General features: G+C 48.4%; 17 protein-coding genes. 15 read left to right on the top strand and 2 right to left on the bottom strand.

Annotation, left to right across the window (positions count from 1 at the left end; genetic code table 11):
- Positions 1–75: 75 nt before the first annotated feature.
- The 5 genes from QMG16_RS04080 (at position 76) to QMG16_RS04060 (ending at position 5,917) form a co-directional block, all read left to right on the top strand.
- Positions 76–1,296 (top strand): IS110 family RNA-guided transposase, encoded by a 1,221-nt coding sequence (locus tag QMG16_RS04080; protein ID WP_281792048.1) that lies wholly within the window; start codon positions 76–78, stop codon positions 1,294–1,296.
- A 303-nt stretch (positions 1,297–1,599) separates the two neighbouring features.
- Entirely contained in the window at positions 1,600–2,661 is a 1,062-nt protein-coding gene (locus QMG16_RS04075) for a CoA transferase subunit A (protein ID WP_281792397.1), read from the top strand.
- Between the two features lie 49 nt (positions 2,662–2,710).
- The gene (locus QMG16_RS04070; protein ID WP_281792396.1) at positions 2,711–3,496 is read left to right on the top strand and encodes a CoA-transferase subunit beta; all 786 of its coding nucleotides are present in this window, start codon (positions 2,711–2,713) and stop codon (positions 3,494–3,496) included.
- A gap of 637 nt (positions 3,497–4,133) precedes the next feature.
- Positions 4,134–5,126, top strand: a complete 993-nt coding sequence (locus QMG16_RS04065; RefSeq protein ID WP_281792395.1) for a CoA transferase subunit A — start codon at positions 4,134–4,136, stop codon at positions 5,124–5,126.
- A 20-nt stretch (positions 5,127–5,146) separates the two neighbouring features.
- Entirely contained in the window at positions 5,147–5,917 is a 771-nt protein-coding gene (locus QMG16_RS04060) for a CoA-transferase subunit beta (protein ID WP_281792394.1), read from the top strand.
- Between the two features lie 265 nt (positions 5,918–6,182).
- On the opposite strand, the gene QMG16_RS04055 is transcribed toward QMG16_RS04060, so the two are convergent.
- Positions 6,183–7,553 (bottom strand): dipeptidase, encoded by a 1,371-nt coding sequence (locus tag QMG16_RS04055; RefSeq protein WP_281792393.1) that lies wholly within the window; start codon positions 7,551–7,553, stop codon positions 6,183–6,185.
- Positions 7,554–8,073: 520 nt separating this feature from the next.
- Here QMG16_RS04055 and QMG16_RS04050 point away from each other — a divergent pair.
- Entirely contained in the window at positions 8,074–9,225 is a 1,152-nt protein-coding gene (locus QMG16_RS04050) for a GNAT family N-acetyltransferase (RefSeq protein ID WP_281792392.1), read from the top strand.
- Positions 9,226–9,337: 112 nt separating this feature from the next.
- Here QMG16_RS04050 and QMG16_RS04045 read toward each other — a convergent pair whose 3' ends face one another.
- Complete coding sequence (locus QMG16_RS04045) at positions 9,338–9,541, bottom strand: cold-shock protein (RefSeq protein WP_281792391.1); 204 nt, start codon at positions 9,539–9,541, stop codon at positions 9,338–9,340.
- A gap of 678 nt (positions 9,542–10,219) precedes the next feature.
- On the opposite strand from QMG16_RS04045, the gene QMG16_RS04040 reads away from it, so the two are divergent.
- The 9 genes from QMG16_RS04040 to QMG16_RS04000 all read left to right on the top strand — a co-directional run bounded on the left by QMG16_RS04040 (position 10,220) and on the right by QMG16_RS04000 (position 23,760).
- Positions 10,220–11,287: a peptidylprolyl isomerase gene (locus tag QMG16_RS04040; protein ID WP_281792390.1), complete on the top strand. Its 1,068-nt coding sequence runs from the start codon at positions 10,220–10,222 to the stop codon at positions 11,285–11,287.
- A 236-nt stretch (positions 11,288–11,523) separates the two neighbouring features.
- On the top strand, positions 11,524–13,107 hold the full coding sequence (locus tag QMG16_RS04035) for a DUF4301 family protein (protein ID WP_281792389.1): 1,584 nt from the start codon (positions 11,524–11,526) through the stop codon (positions 13,105–13,107).
- A gap of 709 nt (positions 13,108–13,816) precedes the next feature.
- The gene (locus QMG16_RS04030) at positions 13,817–15,364 is read left to right on the top strand and encodes a sigma-54-dependent Fis family transcriptional regulator (protein ID WP_281797026.1); all 1,548 of its coding nucleotides are present in this window, start codon (positions 13,817–13,819) and stop codon (positions 15,362–15,364) included.
- Positions 15,365–15,454: 90 nt separating this feature from the next.
- A complete protein-coding gene (locus QMG16_RS04025) occupies positions 15,455–17,113 on the top strand; it encodes an NAD+ synthase (RefSeq protein ID WP_281792388.1) in 1,659 nt (552 codons plus the stop codon).
- Positions 17,114–17,158: 45 nt separating this feature from the next.
- Positions 17,159–17,497, top strand: a complete 339-nt coding sequence (locus tag QMG16_RS04020; protein ID WP_281792387.1) for a P-II family nitrogen regulator — start codon at positions 17,159–17,161, stop codon at positions 17,495–17,497.
- 131 nt (positions 17,498–17,628) lie between these two features.
- Positions 17,629–20,232 (top strand): [protein-PII] uridylyltransferase, encoded by a 2,604-nt coding sequence (gene glnD / locus QMG16_RS04015; RefSeq protein ID WP_281792386.1) that lies wholly within the window; start codon positions 17,629–17,631, stop codon positions 20,230–20,232.
- A gap of 380 nt (positions 20,233–20,612) precedes the next feature.
- Positions 20,613–22,025, top strand: coding sequence for a type I glutamate--ammonia ligase (glnA, locus tag QMG16_RS04010; RefSeq protein WP_281792385.1), 1,413 nt, complete (start codon positions 20,613–20,615; stop codon positions 22,023–22,025).
- A 484-nt stretch (positions 22,026–22,509) separates the two neighbouring features.
- Complete coding sequence (locus QMG16_RS04005; protein WP_281792384.1) at positions 22,510–23,262, top strand: DUF6125 family protein; 753 nt, start codon at positions 22,510–22,512, stop codon at positions 23,260–23,262.
- A gap of 177 nt (positions 23,263–23,439) precedes the next feature.
- Entirely contained in the window at positions 23,440–23,760 is a 321-nt protein-coding gene (locus tag QMG16_RS04000; RefSeq protein WP_281792383.1) for a pyrimidine/purine nucleoside phosphorylase, read from the top strand.
- Positions 23,761–23,901: the final 141 nt, after the last annotated feature.

The raw sequence follows: 23,901 nt of genomic DNA, 5'->3' as shown, positions 1-23,901 counted from the left end.
TGCCGGGCACCCGCAGGTTGATTCGAAACATGTCCTCGCCATCTCAACATACATTTTACAGGAGGAGTCGAGGACATGGAACTGGAACCGATCCACAAGAGCGCTATAGGCCTTGATGTTCATCAAAAGCATGTGACGGCCTGTCTGATTGCGGAACAGGAAGACGGATCGATCCACACGGAAACACTGACTTTCGGTACGTTTAAGCGGGATCGGCGAGCTTTGGCCAGGTGGGCCAGAGACGCCAACCCCGAAATTGTGGTCATGGAGAGCACGGGCATCTACTGGAAGAGCATCTACTCGGCCTTGGAACGCGAGGGAATCGTTGCCGCCGTTGTCAATGCCCGACACGTCAAGCAGGTTCCCGGTCGCAAAACGGATGTGGCCGACAGTCGCTGGCTGGCCATGCTGGCCCGTTGCGGCCTGCTTCGCGGGAGCTTCATTCCTCCAGAAGAACTGGGAAACCTCCGTCTGATTTCCCGTGAGAGACAGAAGCTGGTTGGGATGCTTGCCAGTGAAAAGAACAGGCTTCATAAAGTCCTCACGGATGGCGGAATACGTCTTTCCGTGGTGGTCAGTGATATTCACGGTCAAGCCGCCCGGCATATGATCGAATGTTTGATCGAGGGCGGAACACCCCTGCAGGCGCTGGAGTTTGCCAACTCCAGGCTCAAAGCCACTCCCGAGGAGTTGCTCGACGCACTCGATGGCGATTTGACTCCCGCCCATCGATTCGTCCTGCGCGAAATCCTCCAGCACATCCGTGAGCTCGAGGCCCGTATCGCTCGATTCGACACCCAATTGCTGGCTGAACTGGAGTCTCACCGCTGGGCTCTGGACCTTCTCCAGACCATACCTGGAATCGATGCCGTGGGTGCGGCTATGTTGATCGTCGAGATCGGACTGGACATGGAGGCCTTCGGCTCCCCACAGCGTCTGGCCTCGTGGGCCGGGGTCTGCCCTGGCAATAACGAATCCGCCGGAAAGCGAAAAAGCGGTCGCATTCGCAAGGGCAACCCATATGTACGACGACTGTTGTGCGAAATGGCCAATGCCGCACGTCGTACCAAAAGCATGTTCCAAAGCAAGTATTCGGGGCTTGTCATACGCCGGGGACACAAGCGCGCCATTATTGCTTTGGCTCATAAGATTCTGAAAATCGTTTTCATTCTGCTCAGTCGCAGGGTACCTTATCGAGATTCACAGGTGGATTACAAAGAGCTGATGGTTCAGCGCAATGCTCCTCGATGGATCGCGGCTTTGCGCCAGTACCATATGCTGCCCACTGCGATCTGAACAGACCTTACCACAACTCAGGTTTTTTTCAATCCGCCCAAAAGCGGAGATGGTGGACTGTTCCCGAGAGCTCATAGTACTTTCACGGTAAGATTAATTTACTGTTTCTTACACTATATTACTTGTTTTATTTGCATTCCTAATTCCTAAAGAATCATCGGAAAGGAGGGAAGAGGCTCATTTAGCAATTTCCAAGGCAAGTGATAGGCGCAATTTCCCACTGGCATGAGGGACAATCGCAAACGTTCCATCTCTGAAAACTCTCTTCGCTGCAAAAGAGGCTGTTTCAAAAGGAGGACAAAATTGCTAAACAATGTCAACTCTAAGATCAAGGAAGTTTCCAAGCTCAACTACAAAGAGAAAATCTTCGAGTATTGGGGGCCGACCCCTGATGAAGCAAGAAAGATCGTGGTCAACAAACCGCACGGTCTTCGCGATAAGAGGACCACGCTCAAGGAAGCGGTCGGTAAGTATGTAAAGGATGGAATGAACCTTGGTATCGGTGGGTTCGTCAATACAAGGGTGCCCGTCGCTATCGTTCATGAGATCATTCGCAAGGGTGCCAGGGACCTGACTCTTTCCATGCAATCCAATTCGATTTGTGCGGAGTTGCTTGCAGGTGCCATGATTATTGATCCCGACCGGGTTTCCATCAAACGCGTTGAATTGGCCTGGTGGGGTTATGAAATTATTGGAATCGCTCCCCTTTTTAGATACTTGACCACCAATGGCATTATTGAGGTGGACGATTATACCAATTATGGCATGTCCGTAAGGTTCAAAGCCGCGTCCATGGGGCTTCCGTTTATTCCCATCCGTGACCATGGTGGGTCCGATATGGAGCTCGTCAACCGCGGAAAGATGATCGAGTGCCCTTTCACCAAGAAAAACGTCTACCTGCTGCCTGCTTGCTATCCCGACCTTGCCATCATCAACGCCACGGCCTGCGATATGTACGGAAATGCCCGCCTCTTCGGTGCGCTCTGCACGTGTCCTGAAATTGCCATGGCTGCATGTCATACCATCATGACCACTGAAAAAGTCATTTCGGCCGATTCCATCAGGCAGTATCCCAACCTGACGGAAATTCCCTATCCCGCGGTGGATGCAGTCATCGAGCAGCCTTTTGCCAGCTACCCCGGCGCGTCTTATGGTCATTACTGGTTCGATATGGAGCACATCAAGATGTTCCGTAGTCTTGGTGAAGAGTTCAGAAAGACAGGAGACAAGGAACCCCTTAAGAAGTACTACGATGAGTATATTTTTGGCTGTGAAACGTTCGACGACTATCTCGAGAAGGCTGCAGGCTACAAGACGCTGAAGAAGTTGCGTGCTATGGATGAAGGACAGCCCATCATCGTCTAATTTCAATGATCATATCAAGTAAACTCTAAAGTTTAAGGGGGATAATAGAATGCCAGAATATAGTGATATGGAAATGATCGCCTACACTGGCTCGAGGGTTTTGGAAGACGAGAAGATTGTTTTCGTTGGTACGGGTCTGCCGATCATTGCCGCCATGCATGCGCAACTTACCCATGCTCCCAACCTGTACATGATCTATGAAGCCGGTTCATTGGCTCCCGTATTGGATATGGGAATGCCCTTGTCCGTTGGTGATACACGCGCTGCCCGCAAGGCAATGTTCCTGAAGGGATTGTGCAGTGCGTTTGAGTTGACTCAGAGAGGTTTTTCCGATTACGCTTTCATCGGTGGCGCACAAATCGACATGTATGGGAATATCTGTTCCACCATGGAAGGGGCTAATTACGACAAGCCTACCATCCGTTTCCCCGGAAGCGGTGGTGCGGGTGCCATGGCGGCCAATTGCGAGAAAACCATCGCCATTATGGCTCTCGAAAAGAGAAGATTTGTCAATAAGGTGGACTTTCTGACGAGTATCGGTTTTGGCGACGGTTCTCCCGATTATCGTGAGAAGGCGGGCGTCATGGGTTCGGGGCCGTATCGTGTCATTACGAACCAGGCGCTGTTCGGCTTTGATGAAAAAACCCGCCGCATGATGCTTCTAGAAGTAAAACCCGGCCTCACCCCTAAGGATATTCAGGAGAAGGTGAGTTTCGAGTTGGTCATTCCTCCCGTTGTGAAGGAAATGGTTGAGCCCAGCGATCATGATTTGAGCCTTCTGAGGGATGTAATCGACAAGGACGGATACTTTTTAAAGAAAAAAGTTCAAAAGTAACTGTTGATTTTGGAAGGCCTTTTGATTGGATCAAAGGGCCTTCGTTTTATCCGTTTGTCCAAATAGCACATGATGTTGCATGGTTTCGAACAATTTTGGCGGGTGATTTTACCAATGCGATAGGCAAATGCTGTCCGTTTCTTCTTCTTCTTGAAATTCCCATGTCTCATTCTCCCCATGTTTTCCCTCTGTTTTGCTATGCGACGATTGGTATGGACAGAGCGTGAAATCCCTCTGTGCCCTTTCTGCCAATGCGATTCGCTCTGCCCCGCTGGATCCAAAGGATAGGTCCCTAAGGATAGATTCCTTTTACCGCTCTGAAGCATGTTTTTCGCCTGGGAGAAAATCCTGCTATAGGCATTTTATGCAGTGGATTCCGGCAACCTCGATATCCATCTTGTGCGGATATCATTTTACGTCCCCGGCAAAAGAATCCCCCTGAGTGAAAAAGCAGCTGGCAAAGAGCAGAACAGTTCTTTCGTGCCCAAATATCTGTGCATGGTCAGTGAACTCACAAAACTGTCAATAAGAGGAAATGTTGAGATATCTATCTCTTGCGCGTGGAAAGTCGCACCTGTTTCTTTCATAAAATGATTACAGTTATTTCGTGTGTTTTTGCAGGACGGAGAAGGAACTTGTGAGCGTAGACAAAAGGATGACACTCAAGGAAGCGGTGTCCAAATTCATCCTCGAGGGGGACACTCTTTACTATGGTGGATTTCAAATCATGGTCCCCATGGCATTGACTTACGAAATTATCCGGCAAAGAAAGAAACACCTCAATATTCTCAGCACCTCTACAGATGCGGGGGGATTGGATCTCCTGGTGGCTGCCGGTTGCATCGACGAAATGCATCTTGCGTGGGCTATGAACTGGTGTGCCAGGGCTCCTCATGCAATCCAACGCGCTTTTCAGGATGGGGAACTGAAAAGACACGACATTTCAAATTTCGGAGCGACCGGCGCGCTCATGGCCGGGTATCTTGGGGTGCCCTTTTTCCCGGTTCGAGGAAATATCGGCACAGATGTGGTCAAATACAATAGCGCTGATGTCAGGATTATCGACGACCCTTTTACCGGCAAGCCGATCACAGTAGTTCGCGCCTGGCGCGCAGACGTAGCCCTTATCCACGCCCAGCGTGCCGACCATCTTGGCAATGTCGTGGCCTGGGGGACCCACGGGAATGGAGATCAGCATGGGGCTATGGGAAGCAAACGGGGCGTCATTGTGACTGCGGAAGAAATTGTAGATCCGGAAATGGTGAGGAGCGATCCGGACCGAACCCTGATCCCCTACTATAAGACCCTGGCTGTTGTGCCATGCCCATGGGGAGCTCATCCTTCGGCTTGTCGCGGCTTTTACGGTCTTGATGTTCGATTTGCACAATATCAAGGAAAGTACATGAAGAAAAAGGAAATCGTTCCGCACTTCCTGAATGAATGGATCTATGGTGTAAAGGATCATAAGGCTTATATACAAAAATATGTCAATACATTTGGTCAGGAAGCTCTGGAAAGGCTAAAGCCCATTTTAGGCTTCAAGCCCCAGATGGAAGTCGACTATGGGTATCACGACCCCAATATCTGGGAAGGGGTGCCTCCGTACACAGATATGCACATCAGGGGATAAGACAGGCTTTAAGGACACCAATGACCGGCAATTTTAAACCGACCGAACTGATGGTCATTCGATGTGCGCAAGAAATTATCGACGGTGAGGTTGTCTTCGCTGGAGTCGGATTGCCCCTTTTGGTTATCGGCTTTGCTATGGCCACTCATGCAAAAAATATCATTCTGTTTACGGAGGGAGGTTCTATCAGGGCGACTCCTCCTCCCGGGTTAGCCATCACGGTGGATGACCCCGCATTATTCTGTAAGGGCGATGGAACCTTTGGAATGCTCGCGACCATGGCTGCCCTTCAGCGTGGCGAGGTGGATGTCGCGTTTATTGGCGGAGCGCAGATCGATAAATACGGAAACATCAATTCTACTGGAGTGGGGAACTGGAATAAGCCGGAGACCTTCACTTATTTTGCGGGAAGCGGAGGAGCAAGTGATATGGCTGCCTGCGGCAAAAGGATTTTGGCCATTATTCCGCAGGATCCCAAACGTTTTGTGGAGCGGGTCGATTACCTGTCGGCACCCGGCTTCCTTGACGGCCCTGGGGCGAGAGAACGCTTGGACATGCAGGGAAATGGCCCGTCTGTTGTCGTGAGCACAATGGGGGTCTATAAATTTGATAGCCATACCAAAGAAATGTATCTGTCCGAATACTTTCCGGGACAATCGGTGGAAAAAATCAGGGCCAACTGTTCTTTTGACCTGGATGTAGCTCACGATGTAAAAGAGACGGAAGAACCATCCGAAGATGAATTGACAATCCTGAGAGACCTTGACCCAACCAGCTTTTACCTCAGTTAAAAGCCTTCATTTTGTGGCGGTTTGTTGTGGACTGTAGTGGGTATGCACATGAACCGACCCTCAATCACTTCGATTCTTATTGTTTCGGCAAGCTATGTCGGTGATTATTTTTGATTTTTATATGACTCATCCGGCAGAGCAAGATGAGCTGTGCCGGATGGATTGTTCACTATTGGAGAGAAGCGCTCTTTAGAAAGTATGATCCGCCAGCCGTTTTCGATGTGCCTGTGACAACCGGGGACATTGTTCTTCATACAAGCGCCCTCTAAAGTGCCAGTTCGTAGAGTAAGGCCGCAGCGGATCGAATGCCGCGGTGAAAGTCATCCAGCAGAAAACGTTCATTGGGGGAGTGTGCACCATCATCTGGACTACCCCATCCCAAAAGCAGAATGCTTTCAAATCCCAAAACCTCCTTGAGGAGATTCACAATGGGTATCGACCCCCCTTCGCGGATGAAAACAGGAGATTTCCCAAAACCCGTTTCAATGGCTTTTGCTGCCGCCTGAACATTTTTTTCGTCGCGGGAAACTAGAACGGGATCAGCCCCATGCAATTCCGTTATGTTCACCGTAACACCCCGTGGCGTAATGGAATGGATGAATTCTCGAAACAGACGGTTGATTCGTTCCGACCTCTGGTTGGGCACCAGGCGCATGCTTATTTTTGCACCGGCTTTGGCTGGAATGATGGTCTTGGCGCCTTCACCCGCAAAGCCTCCCCAGATCCCGTTGACGTCCAGGGTGGGACGAGCCGATTTGCGTTCCAGGGGGGTGTAGCCTTCCTCTCCCGTCAACTCTTGCACTCCCAGGTAGGCTTTGAGGCTGTCTTCATCAAACTGCAGGTTGGCCATTTCATCTCTTTCCCATTTTTCAAGTGGTAATACATTATCATAGAATCCCGGTATAGCTACCGTGCCATCGTCTTTTTTGAGTTTGCTGATAATGTCTGAAAGAGCTTGTACCGGGTTTGTGATGACTCCGCCAAACACCCCGGAATGGAGATCAAAACGAGGCCCCTGGATCTCGAGTTGCAGATAGGATAATCCCCTTAAACTATAAGTTATGGCGGGAATTCCATGCGTGAATTGTGAACCGTCGGAAATAGCGACAGCGTCCGCCTTCAGATCGTCTGCTCGTGACTTCAGAAAAGGCACAAGGTTAGGGCTCCCAATTTCCTCCTCTCCTTCTACAAGCACTTTTACATTGATGGGGAGTTTGGATTCGACGGCAAGAACGGCTTCGATGGCTTTGAGATAGGTAAAAAACTGCCCTTTATCATCCGTTGCGCCACGACCATATACATATCCATCCTGTATGACGGGGTTGAACGGGGGGGTACGCCATTCGTCGATGGGTTCCGGGGGTTGAACATCATAATGCCCATAAATGAGGAGGGTGGGGCGGCCCGGCATTTCACAGCGTTCGCCCAAAACAATGGGATGTCCTGCTGTGGAGTAAATTTTAGCTTGAAATCCAAGTCTCTTGAGATGATTCAAAATCCACTCACCTGCACGTCGAACATCGGGTGCGTTTTGAGAATAGGTGCTCACACTGGGAATACGCAGGAAACTCAATAACTCATCCACATATCGCCGACGATTTCCATCCATTTTGTTTAGAATTTCTTGAGGAATCATAGAAAATCTCCTCCCACTTCACTCCTGAATAACACCAATGGAGTGACTTTTAATGGTTTCAGTGACTTCGAGTTTCATTTCAAGAATACCACTTTGCTCGCGAACTCGTGTTTGTCAAAAGGGGGTTTTTTAAAGTTTGAAGCTTTATGTCAGTTGCTGCAAAACTATTACAATAGTCAACATACAACCTTTTAAGTATATCGCAACAAGAAATCTCATGCGGTTTCATCTCAACACTTTGTAAAGATTGACAGAGGATCGCATTGACAGGAGCAGATCGCCCGCACGCTCGTATCGTTCCTCTATGTATTGAGAACAATATCTTGGAGCATGAGATGACTTGAAATGGTTGCAACGTCGGAGGAATTCTTCAACCACTCATTGGTGAGAATGCATTTCTCCATCCTTCTTGTACGTAAATATCTCTAGACAAAGATCGACATTGGCCACTATTAAAGAAGTCTGATATGACCTTTTCCATCAGAAGGCGATGTCCAAAAATTTACGAATGAGGGCGGCTATGTCGGTTCGATTCGAAACTTTTTCCCGGGTGGAGGATATTGACAAACACATGTGGAATCGATTAGCTGCCGACGCCAGTCCGCTGATGGATTGGGAATATCTTTATGCCCTTGAGAAGTCGGGTTCTGTATCGGAAGAAGGAGGATATCGCCCCTTCCACATTGTCGCCTACTGGGACGAGGAACCAATTGCTATTGCTCCTCTCTATATACGCGACCGCGCCTGGGTTGAATTTGGAGACGGGGGGTTGCTGGAATTCCTTACCGAACTGACAGGCATACCTTATCATGTTGGAGTTTTGGGTACTGTCCCTTTCACACCGGTTCCAGGATATCAATTCCTGCATTCGAAGGGAATTGCGACTTTTAAGATCTATAAGCAGATCCTGCAATACATCGATTTCTTTTGCTCGTCCAAGGGATTCGCGACCAGCCGTATTTATTTTCTTTCGGATTCCACACTCGAAATGCGATCCCTCTTTGTGGGAAACGGGTATATAGCGATCAAAAATAAATACTACCTTTGGTTCAATCGAAATTTCAGGACCTTTGACGATTATCTCTTGTCATTTAAGTCCAGCCGCAGGACAAAAATCAAAAGAGAATTACGGACAGTACGTCAGCAGGACATAGAGATACGTATGATTCCGGGTACGGAAGTTCCTGAATCCTATTATGAAGAAATGTATGATTTGTATCTACAGACATGGATCAAACATATGGGGAGGGACATAAGGCCTTTCCTTAACAGGGATTTTTTCCAACTTTTGGAGAAGAATTTCCGGCACAGATGTAGTTTCTCTGTGGCGACTCAGTCAGGTAAAAAGCTTGCTATGGCTTTGTTTTATTACAAAGGAAGCACGCTGTACGGCAGATATTGGGGATGCTACGAGGAGATTCCTTTCCTGCATTTTGCGACTTGTTATTATTATCCTATCGAGTATGCAATCCGTGAAGGGTATGCCATGATGGATCCGGGGTTCGGGGGAGAGCACAAGCTTATCCGCGGATATGAGGTCGTGCCCGTATATCACTACATCAAGTTTCATGGAAAAAAACAACGTGAGGTTGCCGAGACAGTCATGCAAAAACTACGTGCTCATTATACATTGCCCTTTGAGAGCCTTGAAGATGGGCAAAAGAGTCCCTGACAGCTCCTGTTTGAAGGAAGTGAATCAACCTCTAAAAAACAAAAAGGCCGGAGATTCCGGCCTTGCAACTGTTCATTGTATGTCGCGTGGTATGTCGTGCAATGAAAAGAACTTACTGTAGCCTTTTTACATTGACCGCTTGAGGCCCTTTTGAACCCTGTTCCACATCAAATCGAACGGATTCCCCCTCAGCAAGGGTACGGAACCCGGAGCCATCGATAGCACTATAGTGGACAAACACGTCGCCCTGAGCATCTGTTTCAATAAAACCATAGCCTTTCTTCTCATTGAACCACTTTACTCGGCCTTCCGCCATATTCCTTCTCCTTATGTTGACTCATTGACCTGCTGCTTGTCGGGACAGCCATTAAAGAGGGACTTTGAAACCGTTTAGCTCTAAGGCGAGACCGATTTCGTGTACAGAGTCCAAAAATGAGGCCCAACTCGCTATATAACTATAGTTAAATTTTTTAGCCTTTTCTAATGCAAAATGCAACAGAAAAATGTAAGCATTCTCAATACACATGCGCTTATCGGGACGTTATTGAACAGTGCCGAGTGGTTTGAAGAGGGCAATTTGGTTCAATGAGTTTTACTGTTCTCCTCTTACCGTCATACCTTTGGTTTGATTTCTATCTTTACTATATGAAAAAAAAGCTCAAATTCATGGCTCCTCATGGTAATATCACTTTTCAAAAGCGTTTCCCACTTTCCGTATTGCCCTGCATCTCTTTGCCTTTCATTTTTCGTTGTGGCCGTTCCGATCATGGGGGTAATGTATTTCAATGTCGCTGAAGACTTTGTTTGACTATTAAGGATTTAAATGATTAAATTTGCCGGTTATCTGGTAAGAAATGTTTGCCGGATGCCGGTTGTTGTCCCGATTGGGCCATGTCGCTCGTCTTGACCGGAAAGGGACACGTGGGACTCATGAGGGTTAATATTGGTCCTCATGGGTCAGTTTTTCGATGATTAAATTGAGGAGCTTTATCGTATGAGGCAACGAACCGCGACATGGATCTTATTGTTAACTATTTCTTTCGTTTTGGCCATTTCAACTCCCTTTGCTTTTGCAAAAGAGAAGAGTCCCCAAAAGGAAACAGCCTCCAAGGAGAAAGCGGCTGGGGAAAAAGATGGTAAGAAAGATGCCGTTAATGATACAAAGGATGTCAAAAAAGAGCCGGCCGCATCAGTGAATGGAACCATCATATACATGGCGGAACTCGACTCGGAAATGAACCGTTATGAAAGGCAAATGAGCATGACGGGGCAAGCCCCTGATGCGGCAAAACTGGCAGAAATGAAAAAAAAGGTTCTGGATAGTCTTATCAGTCGTGAACTGTTGAGACAGGAAAGTCAGAAGCTTGGCATTAAGGTAGATCCTGCTGAAGTAAGCGCGCAGATGGATACCCTGAAGAAAAGGTTCCCCAATGAGACTGAATTTGTGAGTACCCTCAAGAAAATGAATCTTACTGAGGATAAGCTCAAAGAACAGTTCGCACAGGATATGGCCATCAAGAAAATGATCGACGAAAAGGTTTCCGATAAGGTGACGATTACTCCGGAGGAGATAAAGGCGTTTTATGATGGAAATCCCGATCTTTTCAAAGCTCCTGAGATGGTTCGAGCCAGTCATATTCTTATCAAGGTAGATCAGAAAGCCACTCCTGAAGAGAAGGCAAAAGCTAAGGAAAAAATTGTAGCCGTTCAGGAACGTATCAAGAAGGGCGAGGATTTTGCTGCTGTGGCCAAAGAGGTTTCTGAGTGTCCAAGCAGTGCCAATGGAGGCGATTTGGATTTCTTCCAACGAGGTCAGATGGTGGGGCCTTTCGAGGATGCGGCATTTGCTTTGAAACCGGGTGATGTGAGCGATATTGTTGAAACCCAGTTTGGCTATCACCTGATCAAGGTGACGGATAAGAAAGAAGCCGGCGTCACTCCCTACGATGAAATCAAGTCCAAGATTGAGCAGCACCTGAAGCAGGAAAAAGTCAACAAAGAACTGACTGCCTATGTGGATCAACTCAAAACACAGGCCAAGATCGAGGTCTTTCTAAGGTAGGTCCTCTCATGCATGTCGCGACTGACTGGCGTAAGTAAGCTGAAACTTTTCGATAGCAGTAGCGATCTCCGGTTGTCATGAATGATCAGTTCACGGCTCATTCGTCTTATCGCGTCTGAGTCGTCAGATTTCCACGGCAGGGAGGAACGGTCAGCGTTCCTCCCCTGTCTCCCGCCACTTTGAATCGTTGCCACACAAACATTAATGACAGACGAAAAGTCCAATGGAGTCATTTCATGAAGGGTTTTTCTTTTATTGATGCTGATTATCTGCAGATGGAATCTTTGGGAATCACTGAAGAACAGGTCAGGCGTCAAATTGAAATTTTTGAAAAATCTTCCTACTTCGTCCATTTGAAACACGCTTGCGTTCTCGGCAACGGCATCCAGATCATTCCAGCATCGGAAAAAGACAGGTATCTTCAGCTTCATTTTGAAGCAGCCCGTAAAGGCCGGTTTTTGAAATTCGTCCCTGCCTCCGGTGCTGCGACTCGCATGTTCCAATCACTCATGCAGATTTATCATATGCCACAGTTCCTTGAGTTCAATGAACTCCAGCGAAGAGCCGGACAAGGGGTCGCGGTAGCCTGTGATTTCATTCGATTTGTAGAAGAACTTTTTCACTTCCCCTTTATTGACGATTTGGAGGATGTTCTTGCACGAGATGGCTTTGATCTGGATATGCTCGTCAGAGAGCGCCGTTTTCTTACAATCTTAGAGTATCTTCTCACGGATTATGGGCTCAACTACAGTTCCCTACCAAAAGGATTGTTGAAATTCCATCGGTATAAGAACGGGTCCCGAACGGCTTTCGAAGAACATCTTGTAGAAGCGGCCGATTATTTGGGCAATGGAAATGGTGTGTGTTGTCTTCATTTTACCGTTTCTCCCGAGCACGAGCAGAGATTTCTCGAACTTCTGGATGTCGTAGAGGGCTGCTATGAAAATCGTTTTGAAATGCATTACTCCATCGACTTTTCTTATCAAAAACCCTCCACAAACACTATTGCTGTGGATATGTTCAATCGCCCCTTCAGGGATCGGCACGGACATCTACTTTTCAGGCCCGCAGGCCACGGAGCCCTTCTGGAGAATCTCAACGACCTTCAGGGAGATCTGATATTCATTAAAAATGTGGACAATGTGGTCCCTGACAATTTAAAGGAAGATACCGTCGTATGGAAACGGATTTTAGGAGGTTACCTCGTTGAAATTCAGAATTTGGTTTTCGATACCATTCGAAAGCTCAAGCAGGAATCTTCCGAATCCGATGTGGAAAAGGCGGCTTCCTTTGCACGGGAAAGGCTCTCGATTCGTTTTCCGGAAACATATGAATATATGCCTTTGGAAAAGCGAAGGGATTTACTCTTACGCAAACTCAATCGTCCCATAAGAGTGTGTGGAGTGGTGCGTAATGTAGGTGAACCCGGAGGAGCTCCTTTCTGGGTGGAAAATAAAAACGGAACCCTCTCTTTGCAGATTGTGGAAAAGGCTCAAGTAGATTTCAGTCAATCGGACCAGGAACAGATTTGGATGTCGTCCACACATTTCAATCCAGTGGACTTGGTTTGTGGCGTACGCGACTACGAAGGAAAACCATTTAACCTGGGATATTACGTGGATCCGGAAACCGTTTTCATCTCCAGGAAGTTCAAGGAAGGCAGGGAACTCAAAGCATTGGAACTTCCCGGCCTATGGAATGGGTCGATGGCTGACTGGATCACGGTGATAGTTGAAGTGCCCAGGACCACCTTCAACCCGGTTAAGACGGTCTTTGATTTGCTCAAGCCTGAACATTTATCGGGATTTGAACAAAATTAGGCAATTTACTTTGGATAGTTTCCCATTGTCCCCTGCTATTTAGAACCTATCCAGAAGCCACCTGTGGACTTTGCGACACACCCCTTGGTCCCCCTTGAGGGGGGAATTAAAGGGGGGGGCTGCTGCCGAGGTAGGTTTTTGGATAGGCTCTTAGAGGGGAGCAAGGGAAGCCTCGAAGAATTCTTTTCAAGCCGAAAATTTCACAAATTTCCTCTTGCCAAAGTGTAAACATCAAGCCCCCTACGGAAAAATACTTAAAGATTGTCACTGTGCTTTACAAGTCTTTTTAAAAATACCTTGACTCCTTAAAAAATATGGTCTTGTTGGCACGTGCGAATCTTTTGCCGCCGGAGCGGTATGTATACTTCAATATAGACTGTCCGGACGCCACAGGACCACATCTCTCCTGTCTCCCTCCTTTTCTATCGGGTTGGCGGAGAGGACTAGCCGAAGTTGTCTCCCTGGGGAGAATGGATGAACAAAAATGGAATGCAGTTTAAAATGAAACACTTTTGTACTAAAATTATAGCGTTGATTTTAATTTCATAAGACCTGCATTATGCGTTGACATTATTGACTCTCCATGGATTGGGCCCATAGAGGGAGGATATTTGTTTTCTGATTCTTGAAGTATTTGGTGACATTTTTGTCGTAATGCGGTATGAAGGAAGTTCAAAAATAAGGGGAAGGAGAAGGCATATTATCAGTGATGACAGAAAATTACAGCTATTTGGAATTGAGAGCTTTGCACGAAATCGCTCGAGTGCTTGCCATAACGGGGGAGCTTAAAGATCAACTCCTTCAAACCCTGGGTATTCTTAGTACGTGGCTGGGTATGGAACGAGGCATGATTTCCATCCTTGACCTTCAAACGGGTGAAGCCTGGTTGGATGTGGCCCGGGGTGTTGAGGTGGGAACGGGGGAGATTTCTTACCAGCCAGGCGAGGGAATCACAGGAAAGGTGGCTCAAACGGGGCGCCCCATGGCGATCGCCAATCTGGGAAAGGAAACCCTGTTTCTCGACCGTACAGGGGCGCGTAAATCCCTGAATCGTGCGGAACTGGCATTCCTGTGCGTTCCCATTTTCTATCAGGGCAAAGTCGTGGGTGTACTTTCCGCAGATAAACTGGCTCACCAGGTGGAGAACCTTGAAAAAGAGGTCCAGATTTTGAGTTCGGTGGCAGAACTCCTGGGTAAAGTGGTTCATTTTCGTGTGGTTGAAGAAGAAAATCGCAGATTGCGACGCATGCTGGCCGAAGCCAGGCGCCCTACCACCAACATTATCGGCCGATCTAAAGTGATCCAGGAAGTTCTTCGACTCATCGACCAAGTGGCGGATACGAACACCACCGTGTTGATCAATGGGGAAACCGGGACGGGGAAAGAGCTGGTAGCCAAAGCGATTCATGAAAATAGCCGGCGACGCAAGGGGCCTTTGGTCCAGGTAAATTGTGCCGCCATGCCGGATTCACTCCTTGAAAGTGAACTCTTCGGACACGAGAAGGGGGCATTTACTGGGGCAGTCACGCGCAGGCGCGGCCGATTTGAAGAGGCACAGGGCGGGACCATCTTCCTGGATGAGGTGGGTGAATTGTCCCCCATTGCTCAGGCAAAACTGTTGCGTGTGCTTCAGGAACGCGAGTTCCAGCCTTTGGGTTCTTCACGAATGGTGAAAGTCGACGTGCGAGTCGTCACTGCAACAAATAAGGACCTCGAACAGGAAGTTGCCCACGGAAATTTTCGTTCCGACCTTTACTATAGGCTCAACGTTTTCCCCATTTTTTTACCACCCTTGAGAGAAAGAGGACCGGATATCCTTTTGCTGGCAGATTATTTTGTTCAGAAATATGCTCAGGAATTTGGAAAAGAGGTCAAGCGTATTTCGACTGGGGCCATAGATATGCTCATGTCCTACCACTGGCCGGGGAATGTGCGGGAATTGGAAAATTGTATTGAACGCGCCGTACTTTTGGCTACCGGTGAGGCCATTGATGCCTGGCATTTACCACCCACACTCCAGATGAAACCCACGGGAACGCAAAGCGTGAGTCGCGGAAAACTGGAAGCGTTGGTGAGCGCCTTTGAACGGGATCTCATCACCGATGCTCTCAAAGATGTCCATGGAAATCAATCTCAGGCGGCACGGTTGCTGGGAACAACCAAAAGGATCATTCAATACAAAGTCGAAAAATACGGAGTCGATCCCAAGAGGTTTCGCACGAAGCTCTCAAGCGGCAAAGCACGCGCCAAAGCCTGATGCTCCTTAAATTTGTGATACCTTTTGCACGGCTCTTTTTTTGAAGACGATGGACCGTTTTTCATACCTCAAACTAGGAAGTCAATCGAAATGCGTATAGCATTAGCTCAAATGAATCCATATATTGGTGATTTTGCTGGAAATGCGGCAAAAATCCGTGATTTTATCGAGCAGTCTCGAAGGAAACAATGCGATTTGGTTGTGTTCCCGGAACTCGCCCTTCTGGGCTATCCGCCACGGGATCTCTTGGATAAACCCAGCTTTGTCCTTGCCAGCAAGCCCTACTGGCAGGAAATTCAGGAAGCGAGCAAGGGAATCGGGGTCATCGTCGGGGCTGTTGCTGAAAACAAAGACGGCCCGGGTAAGCCTTATCATAATTCCGCCCTCTTTTTTGACGATGGTGCTTTGGTGGCTTGTGCGCACAAACGACTGCTTCCCTCATACGATGTTTTTGACGAAGAGCGCTATTTTGAACCGGGCAAGAAGACGACCTGGGTGGATTACAAGGGAGCGCGCCTTGGCCTCACAATCTGTGAAGATATCTGGAACGTTAAGGAGTATCTTCCACGTCCCCTTTACCATTGTGATCCCATTTGTGAACTGCAGCAAGCCTCGGTGGAGATTCTCATCAATATATCGGCTTCGCCCTACCACGTGGGAAAAGCGGTATGGGTGAGTGAACTTCTCAAGCAGCATGCAACGCAATCCAATATGCAGGTTGTTTATGTCAACCAAGTGGGAGGCAATGATCAACTGGTCTTCCATGGCCACAGTATGGTGTGGGATCAGTCAGGACGGCAGGTTGCCTGCGGGTATGATTTCAAGGAAGATCTGATTGTCTATGATACGGAAACCCTTCGGGGAGATCTCCATGAATCGAACCTTGATAAAGCAAGTGAAGTGATTGAAGCGCTGATCCTGGGGCTCAAGGATTACGCATCCAAATGTGGTTTCAAGAAAGCCGTTCTGGGGTTGAGTGGCGGTGTCGATTCCGCACTGACTGCGTGCCTGGCCGTGATGGCTCTCGGAAGGGAAAATGTCATGGGAGTCGCCATGCCGGGTCCCTACAATGCTCCGGAGAGTCTCGAGGATGCACGTGTTTTGTCGAAGCGACTGGGTATCTCTTTTCACGAAGTTCCCATTGGGCGTCTTTTCGATTCGGCCTTGCAGTCCCTCGCTCCCGTTTTTGAAGGCTTTCCCCCCGATGTAACGGAAGAAAATCTTCAGGCGCGCATCCGGGGAATGATTCTGATGGCCATTTCCAACAAATTTAACCGGCTTCTGCTCAGTACGGGAAATAAATCGGAAATGGCTGTGGGATACTGCACCCTTTATGGGGACATGAACGGGGGGCTGGCGCTCCTGGGAGATGTTCCCAAAACACTGGTTTATGAATTGGCTTATAAATTGAATGAAATCCATGAATGGATACCCGAACGCAGTCTGGTGCGCGCTCCTTCGGCCGAGTTGCGTCCGGACCAGAAAGACCAGGACACTCTGCCACCCTACGATGTTTTAGACGGCATTTTGGCAGCTTATGTTGAAGAACGTTTGCCGGCCGAAGAGATATTCTCCAGGGGGTGGGACGAAAAGCTCGTCCGATGGGTGATCAATCGTGTAGACAGCAACGAATATAAACGATGGCAGGCTCCACCCATCATCCGGGTGACTACCAAGGCTTTTGGCATGGGGAGGCGCAACCCTATTGCGCATGGGTACAGAGAAGGGCGCATGCCCTCCGGACGCTGATTTCTGCGAGAATCGAACCGAAAAAAGATTGAAAGGGAAACTTTTATGAAAAAGGTTGAAGCGATCATCAAGCCTTTCAAACTGGATGATGTCAAAGAAAAGCTCACGGCCCTCGGGGTTAAAGGAATGACCGTGTCGGAAGTTCGGGGTTTCGGTCGCCAGAAGGGACATACGGAAATCTACCGAGGCGCTGAATATGTCGTCGACTTCCTCCCCAAAATAAAAATTGAGGTTGCCGTTGTGGACAATCAGGTACCCGAAGTGGTGGATGCCATTCGTTCGGCTGCGAATACCGGTAAGATCGGAGACGGCAAGATCTTTATCGTCCCTTTGGAAGAATGTATACGTATTCGTACGGGAGAAGTGGGCGAAGAAGCCCTTTAAGAATTGCGGCAACGGAAAGCAATCGTTTATCCGATTCTAAAACGGACTTTTTTTACTCAATGGGGGTGAATCTTCGGTCATATTGATCATTCGATTTTGCACTCACTACCCGCACTTTTTGAGAGGATCTCATGGCCCAGCAACGTTTTAATCTTCTCTTCCAACGATTGAAAGAAATCCGCCAGACGTTTCTCCAAATGTGTCGGAATGACGTTCCCGGATTGCTTGCTGCCCGCACCTATGCACAGCACTTTCGGGAGAATCTAGCCAAAGCTTTCAATGCCGAATCCTTGCCTGAAGCAGGATGGGCTCTTGCCGCTGTAGGGGGATTCGGGCGCGGAGAGTTGAGTTTCGCTTCCGATTTGGACCTTCTCTTTCTCTATCAGAAGCGTCTTCCTCAGGTTCTCCAGGATGTAGTGCGGGAAATCGTTTATGGACTCTGGGACAATGGATTTGAAGTAGGTCATGTCACAGCTTCCGTCTCGGCGGTGAAACGTCTGGTCAATGAAGATTTTACCATCCTTACCAATCATCTCGAAGCCGAACTGATCGCTGGAGATTCCCAGCTTTTCAAAGATTGGCGCAAATCCTACAGCAAGAGCTTTGGAACACAAAGTCGGCGGCGATTTCTTCAAAATTTGCTTCAATATCGTGAAGGCCGCCTCGTGCAGTACGGCGAAAGTTCTTATCTTTTAGAACCTCACATCAAGGAAGGGGTTGGCGGATTGAGGGATTGCCATCTCATGCGATGGGCAGGGGCCGTCTATTTTCAAAATCCTTCTTTTGATGCCATGATTGCGCATGAATGGCTCACTCCGCAGGAGAAACTGTGGATCGAACAGGCTTATGATTTCCTGTGGCGTGTGCGGTTGCAACTTCACCAGTTGACGGGACGTCGACAGGATCAGCTCCTTTTCCCGGAACAGGAGCAGATCGCTGCGCGCATCGGCTGCATGGATGGACTTCAAGGCTCTGCAGTAGAAGCTTTCATGAGACTCTACTATCGTCATACTGCACGCATTCGGCGCACCACCTCTTTTTTCCTCGAACGTTTGGAAGAAGCTCAAAGAAAAATCCCAAGGCTTGGTCTCCACAAGCGAATTCTCCCGGGGCCGTTCCTGCTGGAAGGCAGGCATCTTCATTTTATGGAACCGGAATGGGTCAAAAAACGTCCGGGGCTCCTCATGCAGTTTTTCTGGCAGGCAGCGCAATCTGACGCCCATTTTCATCACCAGGCAGGACAGGTCATCCGTGAAAACTTGAGCGCATTTACGGATGCGGTGCGCAGAGATCGGGAAACCATCAAACAGTTTTTCGATATCCTGCTTGACGATAAGAACGCTTTTCGTGTGCTCAAGGTGATGCTGGAGACAGGTTTTCTGGATGTGTTTCTACCTGAGTTTGCCGCAGTGCGTTACCGGGTCCAGCATGATGTTTATCATTTGTATACGGTGGATGAACACCTCTTGCGCACCGTACGTCAATTGCATCGCATGGAACAGGATGAGGACGAATCACTTTTGGGACTCAGGCTGAAAAACGTTTTTGAACAGATAAAGCACCGTCGCATCCTCTACCTCGCAGCGCTGATCCATGATATCGGCAAAGGGAAAGGCAAGAATCATGCGGAGCGGGGCGCCGTAATGGCCAAAGATATTGCCGAACGGCTGCATCTTTCAGAAGAAGAGGGCGACTTGCTGATTTTTCTCATCAGGCATCATCTCATTCTTGCAGAGACGGCTCTCAAACGTGATCTCATGGATGAAAAACCCATACTCGGCTGCGCCATTGAAGTGAAAGAGAGGGAACGGTTGCACCTGCTCTATCTTCTCACCATTGCCGACTCGCGCTCGACAGGCCCTGGTGCCTGGAATACATGGAAGGCTTCCCTGCTGAGAGAACTCTGGGCCAAGGTGGATCGACTGCTCCTCCGTGGGGATTGGAAGGGAGAGGACTTGCAGGAAAGATCTGCAGTCGTGCAGCAAAAGGTCCTCGAACATTTTGAATCCGAGTCGGAGAAACTGAAGGTCGCTCAGTGGCTCGAAAAGCTTTCTTTTCGCTATCTTCTTTCCCAGGCCCCCGAGGCCATCAAGCGGCATTACCATATGGAGAGGGAACTGGACGGTGAGCGCGCTCTGGCATTTCATGCGCGGCAGATGGAAGGAAGTATGTGGGAGGTCACATTTGCCACCAGGGACCGCCCCGGTTTGTTTGCCATCATAACAGGCATCCTCTGGGCAAGAGGGTTGAATATTCTTTCGGCAGATATTTTCACCAGAGAGTCCGGGATTGCACTGGATATCCTCATCCTGGAACGGTTGCCGGATCCATTGCGTGCCGATGAACTCTGGGAAAAAATCAAGAGTGACTTTGGGAAGGTCCTTGAAAACCGTTCGTATTTGGATGAACTGCTGGCAACCAGGCGAAAACCTTCTCTTTTACAGCCCAAGTGTCTCCCGCGCAAGGAAGACCGTGTCCTGGTCGACGAGGATGCTTCGGATTTCTACACCATTATCGAGGTGTATACATGGGACCGGCCAGGCGTGTTGCACTCCATCGCCAATACGCTTTATAATCTCCAAGTATCCATCCAACTGGCCAAAATCTCTACGCCGGGAGCCCAGGTTACGGATGTTTTTTACGTCACCGATCTTAGCGGCAATAAATTGATGGATTTTGACCTTCATGAAAGAATAAGACAAAGTTTGTTGGAATGCCTTGCCGTGACATGCTGAAAATCGCTTCCGAAAAGCACGTTTTCTGATGGACGGCACAATCAAAGGCAACATATGTTACAATTTTGTATACCCTTCTTTCCCCTTACCAAACATAGCTAACACATTGTTTATTAACTGTTTATTATCTTATCTCTTCAGGAAGGACCTTCATTTTTATGAACACTTACTAGGTTGAGGGTTCATTTTTGTTCATCTTTATAATCTATCCCTGAATCACTTCCTGCACGAATCGGGCAGTATGATGAAAGCAACAAAAAATAATCTTATAAAATTGAATACCTGAATGTTTTTTTATGCTTTTGGCAAGAGAATTGCTTTTGGTGATTTTGACTTTTCAAAAACAACTAGGTTTGAACGAATCCAAAGGAGGCAATGATATGACCCCGAGTGAAGTACTCGCCTTTGCCAAGGAGCAGGGCGCTAAGATGGTTGATCTCAAGTTTATGGATTTCCTTGGAACTTGGCAACATTTTACAAATCCAATTGAAGAGTTGAGTGAATCCGATTTTGAAAATGGCTACGGCTTTGACGGATCCAGCATTCGCGGATGGCAGCCCATCAATGCCAGTGATATGCTCGTCATTCCCGATCCGGAAACCGCAAAAATGGATCCTTTCATGGCGGTTCCCACCCTTACCATGATTTGTAACGTTGCAGACCCTGTTACCAAGGAAAGATATACTCGCGACCCCCGCCACATCGCTCAAAAGGCCGAGGAATATCTGAAGTTCACCGGCATTGGTGACATGGCCTGGTTCGGTCCTGAAGCGGAGTTCTTCATTTTTGATGATATTCGCTATGATGGAGCCTGCCAGTACGGCTACTATTTTATCGACTCCATTGAAGGCACCTGGAATACCGGTCGTGTTGAAAATCCCAATCTGGGCTACAAACCGCGCCATAAAGAGGGTTATTTTCCTGTTCCGCCTGTCGACTCACAGCAGGACCTTCGCACCGAAATGGTACTGATGATGCAAAAGGTGGGATTGACCGTGGAATGCCAGCACCACGAAGTCGCTACCGCCGGTCAGGCAGAGATCGATATGAAGGCTGCTACTTTGGTAAAAATGGCCGACAATCTGCAGTGGTACAAATATGTAGTGAAGAATGTTGCTTTTCGCAATGGAAAGACGGCAACCTTCATGCCCAAGCCTCTTTTCGGCGACAATGGTTCCGGCATGCATGTTCACGTTAGTATTTGGAAGGACGGCACACCGCTTTTTGCCGGCGATAAGTATGCAGGTCTGAGTGAAATGGCTCTTTATGCGGCCGGTGGTATTCTCAAACACGCAGCATCTCTCTGTGCTTTCACCAACCCGACGACCAATTCATACAAAAGGCTTGTGCCTGGTTACGAAGCACCGGTGAATCTCGCTTACTCCAGCCGTAACCGCAGCGCATCCTTGCGTATCCCCATGTATTCCGCTTCACCCAAACTGAAACGTATCGAAGTGCGCTTCCCGGATCCGTCCTGCAATGGTTACCTCGCTTTCAGTGCTATCCTGATGGCCGCTCTGGATGGTATCCAAAACAGAATCGATCCCGGCCAGCCCTTGGATCGTGATATCTACTCCATGACTCCTGAAGAACTTGCCAATGTGCCTTCTACCCCCGGGTCACTCGATGAAGCTCTCAAGTCCTTGGAAAACGATCACGAGTACCTCCTCAAGGGCGATGTCTTCACCGACGACGTTATCCAAAAGTGGATCTCATACAAACGCGAGAACGAGGTAGATCCGCTCCGTATGCGTCCTCATCCCCATGAATTCAAACTGTATTACGACATCTGATACGTCAACTAAAAGGGCTTCCACTGTGCAGGGTGGGCAAAAACCGAGCATTGCCCACCGCCCTGCGCGGGAAGTCCCCTCTCTCGCGGGATGGGCAAGAAAAGGGTTTCACTCACCCTGTGATGGAGACGTATGTTTTTTGCGAACCCTCGATGCCGTGCCGACCGGAACAAAGAGCTGATGCTACGCCAACCCAAGATCTCCTCCGAGATCATCTCCTGCCATTTTCCTTGATCTTCAGACACGATCTTATCTATTATGAGTAAAATTTTCTCAAGATAGAGGCGGTACTTTTCTATTGGTCTCTCCGTGTGTCCTCCTCTTGAGAGAGTGTGCTTGTGCGTTCCTTTTCCAACCTAACATGCCGGCCGAAATGAAGACCTTCTCACCCATTCACGTCCATTCGGAGCCCCGGAATGTATGGAAATGTGTGAAAAAAAGTCTAAGGCCTTGCAATCAGCCGGCTCAACAACAAGGAGAAGAAATGTCCAGTCAATCTCAGCCGAAGGTGTTTGATGATCTGTCTCAACCGGAGTTGGTTCAGTGGGTCATGGAGGGATTTCGGCGCACTTTGATACATTATGGAAGCTGGTTCAGGGAAGTGGAATACCAGTTGGGAATGAAGAAAGCGGCTGCCATTGAAACGGTCGCCGGTGATCTTTCGTGGAGCATCATGTTCAACAGGCTTGCCAAGGTACTGGATATTGAAGTGGAAGACGGAGTTCCGAAGGCTTTGAGGAACATGGGAAGGCAGGATCTTTTGAAACTGCTCGATGCCATTTGCGTCAACTGGCTGGCCAACGACGGAGTCTGGTTCCAGGCTGTGGAAAAGCAGTTTGGAATGGACACTGCGAAACGCTGCAATGATACGTGCTGGTCGAGGTTTTCACCTTACGAGGCTCACAGGATCAAGGAACTGCTTGGGATTCCTGAACTGGGTGGATTGGATGGATTGAAAACGGCTCTCGCTTTTCGCATGTATGCGCGAATCAATAAACAGTCCATCGAAGATGTGGATGCAAAAAGTTTTATATTCAGAATGGAAGAATGCCGAGTGCAAGTAGCGCGAAAACGTAAAGGACTTCAGGATTACCCCTGCAAATCAGGGGGCATGGTGGAGTATCCCTTTTTTGCCAGTTACATAGACCCGCGCATCGAAACGGAATGCATTGGTTGCCCGCCCGACCCCCATCCTGAAGAGTGGTATTGTTCCTGGAAATTTACTTTGAGGGATTAAATCAACATTCTGCCGAGCTTTTTACGAAGTGGTAGATTGTGCGGTTTCCTCTTATTTTCATTTCCTACCGTTGCCGATGTTCATCCCCGCTTTTACGGGAAGGGACATCGGTAAAATTACCCCCAAAAGCAATATTAACCACATACTACCCACACTACCTATGGAATTTAAATTGAAATGGAAGTCAAAAATATCCTGTCGGAAGTTCCTAAATCTCTTGAAAACGAATGTTTTGAAAGCTTGATCCAAACCAGGGAGGTAAAGATCGAGAGGATCATTTCCCTGGGGCATGCCTCACCCGAAGGGTATTGGTACGATCAACAGCAAAATGAATGGGTCCTTGTCATTAAAGGGAGGGCTCGCCTGCGTTTTGAAGGCAGTGATACAATGATCAGCCTGGAGGCCGGCGACTATATCAATATTCCTTCACACAGAAGGCATCGCGTTGAATGGACTGATCCCGCTGAAGAAACAATCTGGCTGGCGGTTCACTATTGAGGTGACGCTCTATTGAGCTGTTCTCGCCACCCGTCACTCGGCCGGCAACGAATGCGTTGCCCCAGAAAACAGCCGTCAAAATCGGCTTTAAATAGAGGATGGCCCTTTGCAAGGAGAGGTGGAAAGCGTTTGGGCAAAATG

Origin of the sequence: Desulforhabdus amnigena (assembly GCF_027925305.1) — a bacterium.
Taxonomy (GTDB): Bacteria; Desulfobacterota; Syntrophobacteria; order Syntrophobacterales; family Syntrophobacteraceae; genus Desulforhabdus; species Desulforhabdus amnigena.
The sequence above is the reverse complement of the archived record's forward strand: the minus strand, read 5'-3'. Positions and strand labels throughout refer to the sequence as shown.

Coding starts and splice junctions, on each gene's coding strand:
- QMG16_RS04080 (WP_281792048.1), top strand. CDS start 76: ATGGAACTGGAACCGATCCACAAGAGCGCTATAGGCCTTGATGTTCAT.
- QMG16_RS04070 (WP_281792396.1), top strand. CDS start 2,711: ATGCCAGAATATAGTGATATGGAAATGATCGCCTACACTGGCTCGAGG.
- QMG16_RS04060 (WP_281792394.1), top strand. CDS start 5,147: ATGACCGGCAATTTTAAACCGACCGAACTGATGGTCATTCGATGTGCG.
- QMG16_RS04055 (WP_281792393.1), bottom strand. CDS start 7,553: ATGATTCCTCAAGAAATTCTAAACAAAATGGATGGAAATCGTCGGCGA.
- QMG16_RS04050 (WP_281792392.1), top strand. CDS start 8,074: ATGTCGGTTCGATTCGAAACTTTTTCCCGGGTGGAGGATATTGACAAA.
- QMG16_RS04045 (WP_281792391.1), bottom strand. CDS start 9,541: ATGGCGGAAGGCCGAGTAAAGTGGTTCAATGAGAAGAAAGGCTATGGT.
- QMG16_RS04040 (WP_281792390.1), top strand. CDS start 10,220: ATGAGGCAACGAACCGCGACATGGATCTTATTGTTAACTATTTCTTTC.
- QMG16_RS04035 (WP_281792389.1), top strand. CDS start 11,524: ATGAAGGGTTTTTCTTTTATTGATGCTGATTATCTGCAGATGGAATCT.
- QMG16_RS04030 (WP_281797026.1), top strand. CDS start 13,817: ATGACAGAAAATTACAGCTATTTGGAATTGAGAGCTTTGCACGAAATC.
- QMG16_RS04025 (WP_281792388.1), top strand. CDS start 15,455: ATGCGTATAGCATTAGCTCAAATGAATCCATATATTGGTGATTTTGCT.
- QMG16_RS04020 (WP_281792387.1), top strand. CDS start 17,159: ATGAAAAAGGTTGAAGCGATCATCAAGCCTTTCAAACTGGATGATGTC.
- glnD (WP_281792386.1), top strand. CDS start 17,629: ATGGCCCAGCAACGTTTTAATCTTCTCTTCCAACGATTGAAAGAAATC.
- glnA (WP_281792385.1), top strand. CDS start 20,613: ATGACCCCGAGTGAAGTACTCGCCTTTGCCAAGGAGCAGGGCGCTAAG.
- QMG16_RS04005 (WP_281792384.1), top strand. CDS start 22,510: ATGTCCAGTCAATCTCAGCCGAAGGTGTTTGATGATCTGTCTCAACCG.
- QMG16_RS04000 (WP_281792383.1), top strand. CDS start 23,440: ATGGAAGTCAAAAATATCCTGTCGGAAGTTCCTAAATCTCTTGAAAAC.